Source organism: bacterium SCSIO 12827, from assembly GCA_024397995.1.
Taxonomy (GTDB): Bacteria; Pseudomonadota; Alphaproteobacteria; order Rhodospirillales; family Casp-alpha2; genus UBA1479.
On the sequence record CP073746.1, the window covers coordinates 2,773,727 to 2,788,297 of the forward strand.

The 14,571-nt window shown below is 63.3% G+C and carries 15 protein-coding genes; 3 read left to right on the forward strand and 12 right to left on the reverse strand.

Going from position 1 to position 14,571, the window contains the following annotated elements; all coding sequences use genetic code 11:
- Nucleotide 1: 1 nt before the first annotated feature.
- The 4 genes from KFF05_13075 to KFF05_13090 are packed head-to-tail and all read right to left on the reverse strand — an operon-like array spanning nucleotide 2 to nucleotide 3,812.
- The gene (locus KFF05_13075) at nucleotides 2-1,027 is read right to left on the reverse strand and encodes a glycosyltransferase (protein UTW53709.1); all 1,026 of its coding nucleotides are present in this window, start codon (nucleotides 1,025-1,027) and stop codon (nucleotides 2-4) included.
- 5 nt (nucleotides 1,028-1,032) lie between these two features.
- The gene (locus KFF05_13080; GenBank protein UTW50863.1) at nucleotides 1,033-2,067 is read right to left on the reverse strand and encodes a glycosyltransferase family 4 protein; all 1,035 of its coding nucleotides are present in this window, start codon (nucleotides 2,065-2,067) and stop codon (nucleotides 1,033-1,035) included.
- Nucleotides 2,068-2,853: a glycosyltransferase family 2 protein gene (locus tag KFF05_13085; GenBank protein UTW50864.1), complete on the reverse strand. Its 786-nt coding sequence runs from the start codon at nucleotides 2,851-2,853 to the stop codon at nucleotides 2,068-2,070.
- Entirely contained in the window at nucleotides 2,850-3,812 is a 963-nt protein-coding gene (locus KFF05_13090; GenBank protein UTW50865.1) for a glycosyltransferase family 9 protein, read from the reverse strand. Before KFF05_13090 ends, KFF05_13085 begins: the two co-directional genes overlap by 4 nt.
- Nucleotides 3,813-3,993: 181 nt before the next feature.
- Between KFF05_13090 and KFF05_13095 the strand changes: the two genes are divergently transcribed.
- A complete protein-coding gene (locus KFF05_13095) occupies nucleotides 3,994-4,899 on the forward strand; it encodes a folate-binding protein YgfZ (protein UTW50866.1) in 906 nt (301 codons plus the stop codon).
- 43 nt (nucleotides 4,900-4,942) lie between these two features.
- Entirely contained in the window at nucleotides 4,943-5,593 is a 651-nt protein-coding gene (locus tag KFF05_13100; protein ID UTW50867.1) for a class I SAM-dependent methyltransferase, read from the forward strand.
- A gap of 3 nt (nucleotides 5,594-5,596) precedes the next feature.
- On the opposite strand, the gene KFF05_13105 is transcribed toward KFF05_13100, so the two are convergent.
- The 5 genes from KFF05_13105 to KFF05_13125 form a co-directional block, all read right to left on the reverse strand.
- Entirely contained in the window at nucleotides 5,597-6,847 is a 1,251-nt protein-coding gene (locus KFF05_13105) for an amidase (protein ID UTW50868.1), read from the reverse strand.
- A complete protein-coding gene (locus tag KFF05_13110; protein UTW50869.1) occupies nucleotides 6,840-7,667 on the reverse strand; it encodes an ABC transporter ATP-binding protein in 828 nt (275 codons plus the stop codon). The genes KFF05_13105 and KFF05_13110 overlap by 8 nt, the downstream gene beginning before the upstream one ends.
- 1 nt (nucleotide 7,668) lies before the next feature.
- On the reverse strand, nucleotides 7,669-8,475 hold the full coding sequence (locus KFF05_13115; GenBank protein UTW50870.1) for an ABC transporter permease: 807 nt from the start codon (nucleotides 8,473-8,475) through the stop codon (nucleotides 7,669-7,671).
- 45 nt (nucleotides 8,476-8,520) lie between these two features.
- Nucleotides 8,521-9,492 (reverse strand): aliphatic sulfonate ABC transporter substrate-binding protein, encoded by a 972-nt coding sequence (locus KFF05_13120; GenBank protein UTW53710.1) that lies wholly within the window; start codon nucleotides 9,490-9,492, stop codon nucleotides 8,521-8,523.
- 187 nt (nucleotides 9,493-9,679) lie between these two features.
- On the reverse strand, nucleotides 9,680-10,459 hold the full coding sequence (locus KFF05_13125; GenBank protein ID UTW50871.1) for an IclR family transcriptional regulator: 780 nt from the start codon (nucleotides 10,457-10,459) through the stop codon (nucleotides 9,680-9,682).
- Nucleotides 10,460-10,627: 168 nt separating this feature from the next.
- Between KFF05_13125 and KFF05_13130 the strand changes: the two genes are divergently transcribed.
- The gene (locus tag KFF05_13130) at nucleotides 10,628-11,377 is read left to right on the forward strand and encodes a DUF4197 domain-containing protein (protein UTW50872.1); all 750 of its coding nucleotides are present in this window, start codon (nucleotides 10,628-10,630) and stop codon (nucleotides 11,375-11,377) included.
- Nucleotides 11,378-11,386: 9 nt separating this feature from the next.
- On the opposite strand, the gene KFF05_13135 is transcribed toward KFF05_13130, so the two are convergent.
- The 3 genes from KFF05_13135 to KFF05_13145 form a co-directional block, all read right to left on the reverse strand.
- Entirely contained in the window at nucleotides 11,387-12,745 is a 1,359-nt protein-coding gene (locus KFF05_13135) for an MBL fold metallo-hydrolase (protein UTW50873.1), read from the reverse strand.
- A 99-nt stretch (nucleotides 12,746-12,844) separates the two neighbouring features.
- On the reverse strand, nucleotides 12,845-13,330 hold the full coding sequence (locus tag KFF05_13140; protein UTW50874.1) for a hypothetical protein: 486 nt from the start codon (nucleotides 13,328-13,330) through the stop codon (nucleotides 12,845-12,847).
- A gap of 351 nt (nucleotides 13,331-13,681) precedes the next feature.
- A complete protein-coding gene (locus tag KFF05_13145; protein ID UTW50875.1) occupies nucleotides 13,682-14,569 on the reverse strand; it encodes an FkbM family methyltransferase in 888 nt (295 codons plus the stop codon).
- Between the last annotated feature and the right edge of the window lie 2 nt (nucleotides 14,570-14,571).

Below are 14,571 nucleotides of genomic sequence, written 5' to 3' on the forward strand. Positions count from 1 at the left end.
GTCAGTTTTCCCGATTGGTAACAATCGATTGAAAAAAGTCCAGATAACGCTGCACGACTTGGCCTTCCGTGAATCTCTGTTCATAAACCTCGCGGCCGCGCCGGGCGATATGGTCCGCCAATTCGTAATCGTCGATCACCGCACGCACGGCGCGGGCCAGGGCGTCTGAATCATCGACCGGCACCAGAATGCCGGAATCCATATGATCGATCAGGGTGCCCGGGCCCATGCTGTCGGCGGCAATCACCGGAACCCCCTGGGCCCAGGCCTCCAGCACCACATTGCCCAGCGGCTCATGGCGCGACGGGCAGACGAACAGATCACAGGCGGCGAACAGTTCCGCCGTGTCTTCGCGCCAGCCGAGGAAACGGACCCGGGGCTTGATGCCCAGGTCTTCCGCCTGCTTTTCCAGGCTTTCACGCAAGGGTCCGTCACCGGCCAGCCACAGATAGGTGTTGGGCACCCGCGCCATGGCGCGCAGCAGCACGTCGAAGCCCTTGTTTTCGTGCAGCCGGCCGAGGGCCAGGATCAGGACGGCATTTTCAGGCGTGTAGAGGGACCGGCGACTAAGCGGCTCGGCCTGATCCTCGGACACGAAATTGGGCAGATAATGGGCCCGGCTTTTGTCCCACCCCTGACCGACGATATGACTGACGATGTCTTCCGTGTTGCCGATCAGGTGATCACAGGTGCGGTAATACTTCAGGTCGTAATAGCCGCCCAATCGGCCGACCTGGACGAAATCGCCCTTGGGGCACATCTTGCTGGCCCGGTTCATCCAGGTCATGACGATCTGCGGCTGGAACGTCTTGATCTCGTGTTTGAAGGCGCGCGGCGTACGGCGGTCGAGCATGCCGCCGAACGGCAGTTCCAAGGGTTCGATCCCGGCGTCGCGCAGGGCATTCGCGCGGGCCTTGTTCTCGCGGATCAGCACGCGCTGCTCCAGCCCGGCGCGGTTCAGGGCGCGGACAAGGCGCACGAAGAACGCTTCGGCACCGCCGAATTCCGCCCCCGCCATGGCCTGCATCACCTTCACGGCAGCAACCTTTCCCAGGCTTCGGCAGCCTCGGGCCAACGCCAGGATCGTTGCTTTTCAAGCGCTGCGGCCTGTTGCGCCGACCACAGGGCGTCGTCGCTCAGCAATTTCACGGCGGCATCGGCGAAGGCCTGGTCGTCGCCGGCGACGAAGCCCGTTTCACCGTCGATCACCCGTTCGCGCATGGAGCCCAGGTCGGTCACTACGGCGGGCATGCCCATGGCCTGGGCCTCGCCCACGGCCATGCAAAAGGTCTCGTTGATGTCACCACGATAAAGCATGCATCTGGCCTGTCGGAATTCGTCAATGAGGCGTTGCTTGGGCACCGGGCCCGGCAATCGGACCCCTTTTTCTTCCAACGATTTGGCCTTGTCGAGAACTTTCGCCATGGGGTCTGCCTTGCGATCGCCCGCGCTGCCGTATACGGCAGCACCCGTGAACAGCACCAATTCCGCCCCCGGCACGTGAGGCTGAATGTCCCCGGCCCAGCGGTCGAGTAGCCAATCAAGCCCGCGCAGCGGGTTGGAGGAAAACACCGCGCGGGGTCCCGGCGGGGCCGGGGCCGGCTGAGCATTGCAGAAATCGTCAGGCAAACCGTAGGGGATGACCACGCGGTTTTTGACCGGGCACCAACCGGGATAGGTCGTCGCGTGATAGTCGCCGATGAACACGATGGCGTCGGCGTATTTCCACAACTTGGAAAGATACCGCCATTTGACCATGTAGGTCGCCGGATTATGGGTCCAGAACACGGTGCGCCCCGCCCGCGGCATCAGCGGCAGGACCTTGTCCCCCCGATTGGCGATGAACAGGTCCGCCTTGTCGGGCATTCCCGCCTTCAAAGGGGCCCAGGTCACACCCTTGTGCACCAGGGAGGCCTGACAGTTGTTATGGACAGAAACCTCGTGCCCGCGCGCCGCCAACGTTTCCATCAGGAACACGAGGGAGCTTTCCGCACCGCCCAAGGGGCGTTCCTCGGGCGTGCGGCCGTCGAATTCAATGCCGTCGTCGGCCAGGACGATACGCGCCATTCAGACCTCCCCGCTTTTCGGATTGCCGCTGTCGTCCTCAAGCCGCGCCTTGAGGTGTGAAATCAGCGGATAGAGCCCGGCACACAGCGCGATCAGGAATCCGTAGCCGCCTTCGCGGTATCCCTTGCGCCGCACGTAGCATTTAAAGAAACGGGTGAAAAAACGGCGCAGGTTGTTGGCGAAACCGCCGATCTGGCCCGTGTCCCGCAGATCCGCCGCCCGCGCCGTGGTGTAGCTGTCGAGGCGCTTCAGCATATCGGACACATTGCGGTCCACGTAATGATCGAGACGGTTGGTCAGCATGGGCCCCTTGGTACCGGTCCAGGTCAGGGCGGGATGGACCCGCTGCGGGCCCCAGCGCTTGACGCCCTTCCTGAACAGGCCCGGATAAGCGGCCTTGCCGAAGCTCGCCCCCCAGCCCCAGCGCACCAGACGGTCGCCGATGTAATTGTCGACCAGGATTTCATGCCAGTCGTGGGACGTTGTGGCGATGACGGCGCGGATTTCCTGTGCCAGGGCGTCCGGCACCCGTTCATCGGCGTCGACTTCCAGGATCCAGTCGCCGGTGCAGGCGTCGATGGCGGCGTTGCGGCGGGTTCCTTCCGGATCCCAGGCCCCTTCGATCACGCGGTCCGTGAAGCGGCGGGCGATTTTCGCGGTCGCGTCCGTGCATTTGTCGGCCAGCACGACCAGCTCATCTCCGAAGCCAAGGGTCGCCAGGCAATCCGCCAGATGCGCGGCCTCGTTATGGGCGCAGACGACAATGGACAGTCGGGGGCCGGTCACGATGCCGCCTCCTTGCAGTCGATCCACAGGTCGCTGGCCGCGTCCGCGACGGCATCGACGGACAATGTGTTCATCAGGGACGGCGAATTTTCCCAGTCGTAATCTTCGGGAAAGATATCCAGGAAGGCCGTCCCGCGCACGACGCGGCAATGCCCCCCCCAGGGGCCGTACAACTGATCCTGCGTGGGACCGAACAGCCCCAGGGTCGGCACGCCCGCCGCCGCCGCCAGATGCATCAGCCCGGAATCGTTACCGACATAAAGCGACGCCCGTTCCAGGCAGGCATAGGCTTCGAGAAGGGAAATCCGCCCGACCAGGTCGATGCGCCGGTCCTCGGGGATGCTGTCCAGGAACCCTTGCACGGAGTCCCGCTCCGTCTCGTGACCGAACACGGCAACGGCCGCCCCCGGCAGAATGCCCTGGTCACCGGTCAGCCGCGCCACCAGATCCGCAAAGCGATCCTGGGGCCAGGTCTTGCCCTGCCAGTTGGCCGTGGGGCCGATGGCCAGCACGGGCTGGCCCTTGGGCATCAGGCGGTCCGCCGTGGCACGATGGGCGTCCGTGATCCAGATTTTCGGCGCCGGCACCTCGTCGGTGATGCCCATGATCTGGGCATAACGTTCAAGCCGGTGGCCCGCCCCCTTGCGCCCCATGCGGAATTTCCGGGCGGCCGGGATCAGGTAGGTCAGGGGCGCGTTGCGCAGGTCGACCAGGATCGACCACCACCGACCGACGCATTCCGCCCACAACCCCAGCCAATGCAGAGAATAGGGCTTTTTATCCAGGATAATGACCCGCTCCAGGCCGGGCACGGCATCGAACAGGGGGGCCGCGGCCCGCCCGCAGGCGACGGTCACACGTGCCCCCGGGTTATCCCGGACCAGGCGGCCCAGAATCCCCATGGACAGGACCGCGTCACCGATCCGCGTCGCCGTGACGAACAGGATGCTTTTTGCCATAACCTATCGTTTCTCGGGCTGTTTCAGCCGGGCGATTTCATGGGCAGGTTTCCGCCCATCCCCTGGTTGCAGCCGATTTTATACATCCCCCGTCTTATAGGGCCACCATCCCCTGTTGCCTAGGCCGCTGGGGGCTCCCATATTCAGGGCTCCGGCACCCATCCATTTTCGGGATCAGAACATGACTGAACAGACCTATGTCGTCCTTGAGGACCGCGGCGTGCTCGCCATCACCGGCGACGACGCGCGGACCTTCCTTCAGGGGCTGATTTCCAACGATATCAACAAGGTCACCCCCACGCATGCCATACATGCGGCGCTACTGACGCCCCAGGGCAAGTACCTGCACGATTTCTTCATCGTCGAAGCCGCCGGCGGCACCTTGTTGCTGGACGGTGAGCGTGCGCGCCTGGACGATCTGGCCAAGCGCCTTAAGCTCTATAAATTGCGCGCCAAGGTCACGATTGAGGACCAAAGCGCGCAATGGCGCGTCGCCGCCCTTCCCGGCGGAGCGGGCGCAGACATCCTGGGTTCCGACGCCGGTACGGCGCAGGCCAAGGACGGCGGCGTGCTGTTCGTCGACCCGCGCCTGACGGCCCTGGGCGCGCGGGCCATCCTGCCCGCCGACGGCGCGGAAGCGGCGCTGAGCGGGCTTGGCCTCCGTGCCGGGGACCGCGCAGTCTACGACATCCTCCGCCTGAGCCTGGGCGTGCCCGACGGCAGCCGCGACATGGTGGTCGACAAGTCGATCCTGCTGGAAAGCGGGTTTGACGAGCTGAACGGCGTCGATTGGAAAAAAGGCTGCTACATGGGCCAGGAATTGACCGCCCGCACCAAGTACCGCGGCCTGATCAAGAAACGCCTGCTGCCCGTGGAGATCGAGGGCACCCTGCCCGAGCCAGGCACGCCGGTCACCCTGGACGGCAAGGAAGTGGGCGAACTGCGATCCACCGCCGCCGACGGGTCGGGCGGTCGCGGGCTGGCCTTGATTCGCCTGGAACATCTGGACGCCGGCCCGTTCGAGGCCGCCGGGGCCAAGATCACGCCGCACAAACCCGATTGGGCCATCCTTCAGACAGAACCGTAAAGAAACTGGTTCCACCGTGTCGCCGGGCCTAATCTCTCGGCCCATGACCTTGTTCTTTTTCAAAAAAGCAGCCCGCCTGCTGAAGCCCGTGGCGCGCAGCTATGAACGCCGGCTGGCCGAACTGGGCCCCGATGCCCGCGCCGTGTTCTGGAAAAGCGAAGACCATCAGCTCGTCCGGTTTGAAACGCTCTATCAGGTCATCGACGATGCCGACGCGCGGGCGGGCGGAAACACCATCGCCGACTTCGGCTGCGGTTATTGCGCTTTGTTCGATTTTCTCAAGGATACGCCAGCCCTCAGGGGCGGGCGGTACGTCGGCTATGACATGTCGAAAAAAATGGTCGAGGCCGCCCGGGCCCGCATCCGCGACCCCCGCGCCCGCTTCCTGCAACAGATCACCGTGACGGAGCCCGCCGATTACGTCTTCGCCTGCGGCACCTACAATATGCACATCAACGCCGACGCTGCGGAATGGGGCGACTATGTGAAGGAGAGCCTGCGCGAGCTTTGGGCCAAGACCAACAAGACCCTTGCCTTCAACCTGCTGCGCGCCGACGCGGTCGAACAGTATCAGGGCCTGTTCTATGTCGACGGTGGGGAGTTCCTGAATTTCTGCCAGACGGAGCTTTCACCCCGCGCAACCGTCACCAACGACGCCCCCCTGCCCGATTACACCTTCATCGTCAGGCGCTGATGCCTAGACGTTGTTGAACAGCAGAGCGGCCACGGCCAGCACCCGGCGGTCGGCGCCGCGCCGCGCGATCACCTGCACGCCGATCGGCAGGCCATTGGACCGTGTCACGGGCACGGTCATTGCCGGCTGCCCCCCCAGGGTCCACAAGCGCTGCGGTTCGCGCGGGCCGGTGCCCTCACCCAGCAAGGGAGCGACATCGACCGTCGCCGGCATCAGGACCACGCCGTCGCCGATCCAGTCATCCAATACCGCGGCGATCTTATCACGCCCGGTCAGGGCCGCCGCGTAATCCGCCGCCGTCATCATGCGCCCCCGGGTAATGTAATCCCGCACCCGGTCGCTCATCATCTCACCCTGGGTGTCGAAATCGCCGCCGTGATGCTTTGCCATGTCATAGGCCAGTAGGACGTCGATCAACCCCGCCTCCTGAGCGGCGACACCATCGGGCAACACCCCGTCATCGACCTCAATGTCTTTGGCGCGCAGGTGATCGGCCGCCCCATCAAGCGCGGCCGTAACCGCCGGAGCCGCACCTTCGGGATACCACGGCCGCAGCACGGTCGCCGTAACCGGCAGGCCTGCGGGCTCTCCCGCCACTGCCGGCATCAGCACATCCATCAGCGCCGCCGCCACGTTTGGATCAGCGGCCAGAAAACCGACGTGGTCAAGCATCCCGGACAGCGGCATGGACCCGCCGAGGTCGATCACCCCCCAGGTCGGCTTGAACCCGATGCATCCGCAATAGGACGCCGGGCGGATGATCGAGCCGATGGTCTGTGACCCCAACGCGGCCGGCACCAAGCCGGCCCCCACGGCGGCGGCCGATCCCTGGGATGAGGCCCCCGGAGTGCGCGCCGGATCGAACGGATTGGTCGTCGGGCCCGTCCGGGAAAGGGCGTATTCCGAGGACACGGTGATGCCCGCCACCAACGCCCCCGCCGCACGCAGGCGCGCCACGGCGCGGGCATCCGTCGTCGGACGGCGGCCGTCGTGAATCGGCGTACCCCAGCCGCAAACGTACCCGCCGACGTCAAACACTTCCTTGACCGCCAACAGCATGCCATGAAGCGGCCCACGCCGCATTTCCGGCAGGGCGTCGAGGGCCGCCGCATCGGCGCGCAAACGGTCTGCGTCGATGCTGCGGAACGCGCGCAGGGTGGGCTCGATTTCCGCGGCGCGGGCGAGGAACCGTTCGGCGGCGTCGGCAGTAATCCCCATCGTGTCGTTGGCCGGATGGGGCGTGGCCTCAGTCATGAAAGGTCCCTCCCCCACCTTCAAGTTTGAAGGACTTGGCCAGTTCCTCGTCGAGCTGGTCGTAGATCAGCTTTTCCAGGCGGCGGAATTCCTCGCCCGAGAAATCGCGCGGATGGGGCAGGTCGATCTTCTGGTCCAGTTTCACCCGCCCCGGACGGGCCGTCATGACGATAACCCGCGACGCCAGATAGACCGCTTCCTGCACCGAATGAGTGACGAAGACGACGGTCTTACGATTGCGCTGCCAGATTCCCAGCAACTGGTGCTGCAGGAATCTTCGGGTCAGGGCATCAAGTGCGCCGAAGGGCTCGTCCATCAGGATGATCGACGGGTCCGTGGCGAATACGCGGGCGATGGCGACACGTTGTTTCATGCCGCCGGACAGCTCGGTCACGCGCTTGTCCGCGAAATCCTTGAGGCCGACCATATCCAGATAATCGCGCGCCTTGGCATGGCGTTCGGCCAAGCCCATGCCCTGACGTTCCAGCCCGAAGGCGACGTTGTCGATGACGTTGAGCCAGGGAAACAGGGCGTAGTCCTGGAACACCATGCCGTGGTCGATGTCGGGCTTGGTGATCGTCTCACCGCCGACCAGGGCCTGCCCGGAAGACGGCTTGATGAAGCCGGCCAGCACGTTCAACAGCGTCGACTTGCCGCAGCCGGACGGGCCGACAAGGGCGATGAACTCGCCCGGTTCGAACTCCACGCTGGTCGGGCGTAGGGCCTCGACCGGCTCGGAGTCTTCGGACTGAAAGGTGACCGCCAACTCGGAGATGGAAATCCCCTTGGTGCCGCGGCTCTGACTTGTGTGATCGGCCATCTTACGCCCCCCAGGAGAAACGGTCGTTGACGGTGCGGAACACGGCGTCGATCAGCACCCCCAGGATGCCGATCGCGGCCATACCGACCAGGACCAGGTCGGAACGTAGAACCTCCATCCCGTCGGCGATCAGGTAGCCCAAGCCGACCTGGGCGGCGACCAGTTCGGCGGCGATGATCGCGGCCCAGCCGGTGCCGAAGGAAATGCGCAGGCCGACGACGATGGTCGGCATCGCGGCAGGCAGGATGACCTTTCGGAACAGGGCCCGGTCATTGTCGCAGCCGAGCACCTGGCCCGCGCGGATCAATACCGGATCAACCCCCTTCACCCCCGAAACGGTGTTCAACAGGATGGGGAAGAAGGTGGCGATGAAGATGATGAAAATCTTGCCGGTCTCACCGATGCCGAACCACAGGATGGCCAAGGGAATCCAGGCCAGGGGCGAAATCGGGCGGAACAGTTCGATCACCGGATCGACCAGATGTTCGAAGCGCCGCCAGCGCCCCATGGCAAGGCCCAGTGGGATGGCGATCGCAGCCGATAACAACCAGGCCGACACCACGCGACCCAGGCTGGCGCCAGCATGAACGAACAACTGACCGTTGACCACCAATTCAGCAAAAGTCTTGGCTGCCAGCAACGGTGGCGGCAGCAGCGCAACATGCGCCTGGGTGAAGACGACCACCATCTGCCATACGAAGACGATGAAGATGGCCGCCCATAGGTAGGGCAGAACGGACGCAGCGGTCTTGACCGATGTTTTCACGGGACATCCTTGAAAAAGCGGAGACAGAAGGCGCAACGGCATCGGCGGCAGGCGCCAAAGGCACCCGCCGCCGAACGCCTGGCTGCGTTATTGCTTGATCATTTCCAGTGCCTTCTTGGCGAAGCTGGGATCGAACTTCGGATTGTCATCCGGTTTGAGGATTTCCGCGTCCTTGAGGAACTTGGTATAGGCGTCGATGGTCGAGGCCTCGGGCGCCACGTCCAGGTTATAGACGGAGATGCCTTCCTTCAGCGCGTAGCGGATGACCTTTTCCGGGAACTTGATCTGTTCGGTCCACATCTTAATCGCCTCATCCTCGTTCTTGAGGATGAAGTCGATGGCCTTGACGATGGAGGTGATCAGGTCCTGAACCAATTCGGGCCGGGCGGCGATGAAATCCTCGCGGGCATAGACGCCGTTGCCGATGTAATGACCGGCCTTGATCGGCAAAATCTTCTCAGCCTTGATCAGAACCTTGGAGTGGCCTGCCGCCAGCGCGTTGGAAACGTGCGGATCCCAGGTGATCCCGGCGTCGACGCTTTTGTTCGCCAGCAGGGTCGGCACGTCCGAGCCCTTGGTCTTGAACAGTTCCACGTCGCCGACCTTCAAACCGGCATCGGCCAGCGCCTTGACTAGCAGCGGATACTGCTGCGATCCCTTGCCCGGAAAGGCGATGCGCTTGCCCTTCAATTCCTTCACGGACGTGATGGGCGAGTCGATCGGCACCATCAAGGCGGTCTGCTCGAGGATCGAAATGGCCAGCAGCTTCGCAGGCAACCGCGCGGAGGCGACGATGGCCGGGCCCATGCCGGCCGACGCGATCTGAAGCTCGCCGGCGGCAAGCGCCTGGTTTTCCGGCGCTCCGTAGGAGAACACCTTGAACTCGATCTTGACGTCGTGCTTCTTCTCGATTTCCGTCAGCAGCCCCATCGCCTTGGCGATATAGATCGGCATGGTCGCGGGCTGGGTGCCGAAATTGATGGTGTCGGTGGCGTTGGCAGGACCACTGAAGGGCCCCGTGATGGCCGCGGCGGCGAATAGCCCGCCACTGACGGCCATGGTCTTAAGGAATTTCTGCAGCATTCTCGCTCTCCCTGTGAGGCGTTGGGTGAACGACCGCTGCCGGTGCATTTTTTTAGATGTCTTTTTGCCGGCTCGGCCGATTTTCGACATCCGTCCTTGGATGACCAGTGCTGTCAGGATTCCTTGGGGGGGACATAAGTGTCAACAAAAACGTGACCTATTGTCACGATTTTTTATCTCCCTCGAACAACGACAAGCCGATGCGCCCGGCCGCTTCGCGGAATGTGTCGATATGTTCGATGGCCTTGGCGATGGGAAAACGGGGTTCCGGCGCGTGCACGGCAAGGCCGGCAATGACCTCGCCCTGGGGGTCGCGCACGGGCACCGCCAGGGCGACCAAACCGATGGCGTCTTCCTGATTGTTGATGGAATACCCCTGGGCGGCGATTTGATCGAGGCTGGCTTCCAGCTGATCCGGGTCGGTGATCGTGTATTTTGTGAACTTGCGCAGCGGTGCCGTGCGCAGGATGCGGTCGCGGGCATCCTTGGGTTGATAGGCCAACAACAGCTTGCCGATGGCCGTGCAATGGGCCGGAACGTGGCTGCCGGCCTTCAACTGCACGCGCAGCGGCCAATCGCATTCCACGCGGTCGATATAGATGATTTCGTGCCCGTCCAGCATGCCGACGTTGCAGGTCTCCTTGACCACGTCAACCAGGCCTTGAAGGATCGCGTGGCTGGCGCGGGTCGAATGGGAGGATGAAATGGTGTTAAGCGCGAGGGCGCGCAGCCGCGCACCCGTGGTATAGCGATCCGTCCCCGGATCCTTGCGCAAAAGGCTGAGTTCTTCCAACTGACGGATTACCCGATGCACGGTCTGGCGCGGCAGACCAAGGTCACGTGAAATATCGACAATCCCAAGCGGGCGGATCTCCTGGGTCACCATTTCAAGGATGGACAGCGCCTTTTGGATCGCCGAATTGGTTTCCGGTTTGTCTGCCACGGGTTGTCCTTATGTGCTGGGTACGGGCCTTCATATGAGCAAAAATCGTGACACTATGTCACGCAAAATGTTTCCGGCTTTGCGACCTTGAATGACCGCCTGAATTCCTCCCGCCCGCTCCATATCCGCGCTACCATGCAACATCGAAGACCGCCCGAGGAGACCGCCATGACCATGAAACAGCTTGCCGCCCTCTGTGCCCTGCTGACCGGGATCGCGGCATTCAGTCCGCCCGCCGGCGCCCAAAGCTTCTTCGATAAAGGCAAAGATCTGCTCAAGGGGCTCGGCGGGTCTTCCGCGCCCTCGACCGATGCCCTCAGCGTCACCGACATCGCGGCCGGGCTCAAGGAAGCGCTCCGGGTCGGTTCGGAACGGGTGGTCGGCACGCTCGGCACGGCCGATGGATTCAACAAATCACCTGATGTTCATATTCCGCTGCCCGGCACCTTGCAGAAGGTGCAATCGGCACTGTCCAAGATCGGCATGTCGTCGCTGGCCGACGATGTGGAACTCAGGCTGAACCGGGCTGCGGAGGCCGCCGTGCCCAAGGCCCAGTCCCTGTTCGTCGATGCCATTTCCGAAATGACGGTCGATGACGCCAAGGGCATCCTGAACGGGCCTAAGGATTCGGCGACCCAGTATTTCCGATCCAAGATGTCCGCACCGCTTGCCGCCGACATGAAACCAATCGTCGACACGCAGTTGTCGGAAGTCGGCGCCATCGCCGCCTATGACAAGATGATGGGCCAGTACAAATCCATGCCCTTCGTGCCCGACGTGAAGGCCGATTTGACCGATCACGTCCTGACCAAGGCGATCGACGGCGTGTTTCTGTATCTGGGGCGCGAGGAAGCGGCGATCCGCGAAAACCCCGCCAAGCGCACGACCGAATTGCTGCAGAAGGTATTCGCGAAATAGCGCAGGGGCTTAGAGCTCGACCTGATCGAGGTAGTCCGGCACTGTCGCTTCCCAATGCAGATGGTCTTCGATCTTCATGCGCAGTGAGGACGCCGCCTCGGGCTCCCCATGGGTAATGAAGGTGCGCCGGGGCGGTTTTCGGAAATGGCCGAGCCAGCCGAGGATTTCGCTGTAGTCCGCATGGGCCGACATGTTGTGCAGAATGTCGACCTCGGCACGCACGGGCCACAAACGGCCGTGGATTTTGATCTCGTCCTCGCCATGGACCAGCCGCGCCCCCCGGGTCCCCGCCGCCTGGAACCCGGTGAACAGGACCGTGTTGCGGGCATCGCCGATGAAATGCTTCAGATGGTGCAGGATCCGCCCGCCCGTCGCCATACCGCTGGCGGAGATAATGATCTGCGGCACGGCCAGCCCTTCGTCCAGGGACCGCGATTCATCGGCCGTGTTGACGTAATGGGCGATGTGGCAGACCTCGGCGCAGAGCGTCCCCGACAAGCGATGGTCGGCGCGGTGGTGGTTGAGAAGGCGCGTCGCGTTGATGGCCATGGGGCTGTCAAGGAACACCGGGATGTCCGGGATGGCCCGCGCCTGCTTCAGCTGATGTATGTGGTACAGCACAGTCTGCGTGCGCCCGACGGCAAAAGCAGGAATGAGAATCGTCCCCCCGCGCCCGGCCGTCTCGCGGATGATGGCGCCCAGTTTCGCCTGGGCGTCGCTGTCCCGGTGCAGGCGGTCCCCGTAGGTGGATTCCACCACCAGATAGTCCGCATCGTGGATTTCCGCGGGCGGCACCATGACCGGATCGTCGGCCCGGCCCAAATCGCCCGAGAACACCAAGGACGTGCCGCCGTCATCAATCCGCACGAAGGCCGACCCCAAGATATGCCCGGACCGCGACAGGCTGACCGTCAGGCCGTCGCCAAGCGTCTGCGCGACACCAAAGGGAATGGCCTTGAACTGATCCAGCGAGCGATGGGCATCAGCTTGGGTATAAAGCGGCAGGGCCGGTTTGTGTTTGGAATAGTTATGCCGGTTGGCCCGCTCGGCATCCGCTTCCTGAAGGTAGCCGCTGTCCGGCAACAGGATGGCGCAAAGGTCCTGCGTCGCCTCGGAACAATAGATCGGTCCCTTGAAACCGTTGCGCACGAGCAGGGGAATGTAGCCACTATGGTCGAGATGAGCATGGGTCAGGATCACCGCGTCGATTTCCGTGGGATCGACCGGCAGCGGCGCCCAGTTGCGCAGGCGCAGGTCTTTCAGGCCTTGGAACAGGCCGCAATCAACGAGAATCTTCTTGCCGCCCGCCTCGACCAGGTATTTGGACCCGGTCACCGTGCCCGTGGCGCCCATGAATGTCAGTTTCATTGCCGGATGCTCCCTGCCTGTTTGGCAGGGAGCTTAACATTTTTCCACGTTGGCAGGTGCGCCATAGGCGGCGCGGCCGCCCCTGTCAGGTCGCAGCGCCTACTTCGGTACGGTAATGGTTTTCGTGCTGCAGAAGTTTTCCGACTGCAGTTTCAATTCGGTCGGATGCGGCCCCTTCTGACACGCCCCCCCGCCAGGCAAACAATGCACCACCGCGTTGACTTTGTAGGTGCCGTTCAAGCGGCAGGCCTTATTGGCGTCAAGATAGATTTTGATGCTCTGCCTGCACTTGCTGCCGGGCGCCATTTGAGGCGGGCAGGATTTTGTGTAGTCGGTCGCATCCTCGATCTTCAACAGCTTGATGTTGCGGGGTGTCTCAACATGCGTGACCTGGACACGCACGGGATGAACCACAAGGTAGGTCAGTTCAACCATGGAATCGGTCATGTCGGGGTTGCTCGCATTGGCCGAATTGATCTGCGCCGTGATGGCCGATTTGATGTTGTTGCCGGCCGCCTGGGCCTGCGGGGCAGATGCCAAAGCAAGGGCGGCAAAAGCGAAAAACCCGATAATGAAACGGGGCATTGATTTTCTCCTCCGGTGATCGTTACGCATCACATGAGGAAAAATTATAGAAGTGCGAAAAAACACACAATTAAAGCGAGTTATTCGATCAGGATCACTGCTATGCGAAACGGCCCCACCGGTTGCCCGGTGGGGCCGTTCCTGATCAGAGATCCTTCATTCCCCCGAAGGGGTCCCTGGGAAAACTGACCGGGTCCTAGGCCTGGGGATGTTCCTTGCGGACCACCCTTGTCCCTGAACCCATGTGCAGAATACGCCCCACCCCGGAAACGGACAACGGCGATACGATCCACACCCCTGTGGAACATGGGGAAAACCTAATGTTTACTTTAATGGTGTTCCAGGACGTGGTCAGCCGCGCGGCAGAGCAAACAGGTTGCGCGTCTGGCCGTCGGCGAAGGGGCCGGACGAATCACGGAATTCCGCCCAGGTGCAGTCGGCGATGACGCCGTCCAGCAGCAGGCCGACGAGGTCGTATCCGACGCCGTCGAGCAGGTCGGCGATCGCCGCCCGGTCCTCGGCGCTTTCATGGCCGCTTTCGAACACGAGACGGGGTTTGCAGGTTTCCAACGTGCGCCGCGCCCCTTCCAACACCCGGCGCTCCGCCCCTTCGACGTCGATCTTGATCAGGCCGAGCCGGCCCAGACCGCGTTCCGCCATGAAGTCGTCCAGGGTGATCGTCGGCACCGTAGCGCCGCCGCCCGACGCCAGGCCGGACAGGGCGCCGTCGCCGCCGGCCGCCATCGTCACGTTGAAGGGCGCCTCGCCGGTTACATCCGCCACGGCGGACCGCACGACCTCGACCGTCTCCCCGTGGCCGTTAAGACGGGCCGTCTTTTCAAGGGCATCGGCCAGCACCGGCACCGGCTCGAAAGTGTAGACCCGCCCTCCCGTGCCGACGGCAGCCGCAAGCGGCGCCATCCATTCGCCCAAATTGCCGCCGATGTCGACCGCCACGTCGCCGGGCCGCACCACCAGCGCCACCACCGGGTCCGGCACGCCGCCGTCGATCACCAAACGCTGTCCCTGACGATCCAGGTCCGCCGGGATGTAAAGCCACAGGCCGTCGGCGCCGTAGGGCACGTAACCGCCCCGCCAGTCCGCCGCCAGACGCCGTGTAAACCCGTCGCGCGGATCGCTCAGCAAATGACGCAGGCGCAGGCGGCCCCGCCACTTGTCGCGGGTCACGCGGTAACGGCCGATTTCCTTGAACAGCTTACGCAACGTATCGAAGGCCACCC

Excerpts from the sequence above, each read along its gene's own strand:
- KFF05_13120 (UTW53710.1), bottom strand. The coding sequence starts at position 9,492 with ATGGCCGTCAGTGGCGGGCTATTCGCCGCCGCGGCCATCACGGGGCCC.
- KFF05_13100 (UTW50867.1), top strand. The coding sequence starts at position 4,943 with ATGACCTTGTTCTTTTTCAAAAAAGCAGCCCGCCTGCTGAAGCCCGTG.
- KFF05_13075 (UTW53709.1), bottom strand. The coding sequence starts at position 1,027 with ATGCAGGCCATGGCGGGGGCGGAATTCGGCGGTGCCGAAGCGTTCTTC.
- KFF05_13110 (UTW50869.1), bottom strand. The coding sequence starts at position 7,667 with ATGGCCGATCACACAAGTCAGAGCCGCGGCACCAAGGGGATTTCCATC.
- KFF05_13130 (UTW50872.1), top strand. The coding sequence starts at position 10,628 with ATGACCATGAAACAGCTTGCCGCCCTCTGTGCCCTGCTGACCGGGATC.
- KFF05_13115 (UTW50870.1), bottom strand. The coding sequence starts at position 8,475 with ATGCCGTTGCGCCTTCTGTCTCCGCTTTTTCAAGGATGTCCCGTGAAA.
- KFF05_13090 (UTW50865.1), bottom strand. The coding sequence starts at position 3,812 with ATGGCAAAAAGCATCCTGTTCGTCACGGCGACGCGGATCGGTGACGCG.
- KFF05_13080 (UTW50863.1), bottom strand. The coding sequence starts at position 2,067 with ATGGCGCGTATCGTCCTGGCCGACGACGGCATTGAATTCGACGGCCGC.
- KFF05_13095 (UTW50866.1), top strand. The coding sequence starts at position 3,994 with ATGACTGAACAGACCTATGTCGTCCTTGAGGACCGCGGCGTGCTCGCC.
- KFF05_13105 (UTW50868.1), bottom strand. The coding sequence starts at position 6,847 with ATGACTGAGGCCACGCCCCATCCGGCCAACGACACGATGGGGATTACT.
- KFF05_13140 (UTW50874.1), bottom strand. The coding sequence starts at position 13,330 with ATGCCCCGTTTCATTATCGGGTTTTTCGCTTTTGCCGCCCTTGCTTTG.
- KFF05_13135 (UTW50873.1), bottom strand. The coding sequence starts at position 12,745 with ATGAAACTGACATTCATGGGCGCCACGGGCACGGTGACCGGGTCCAAA.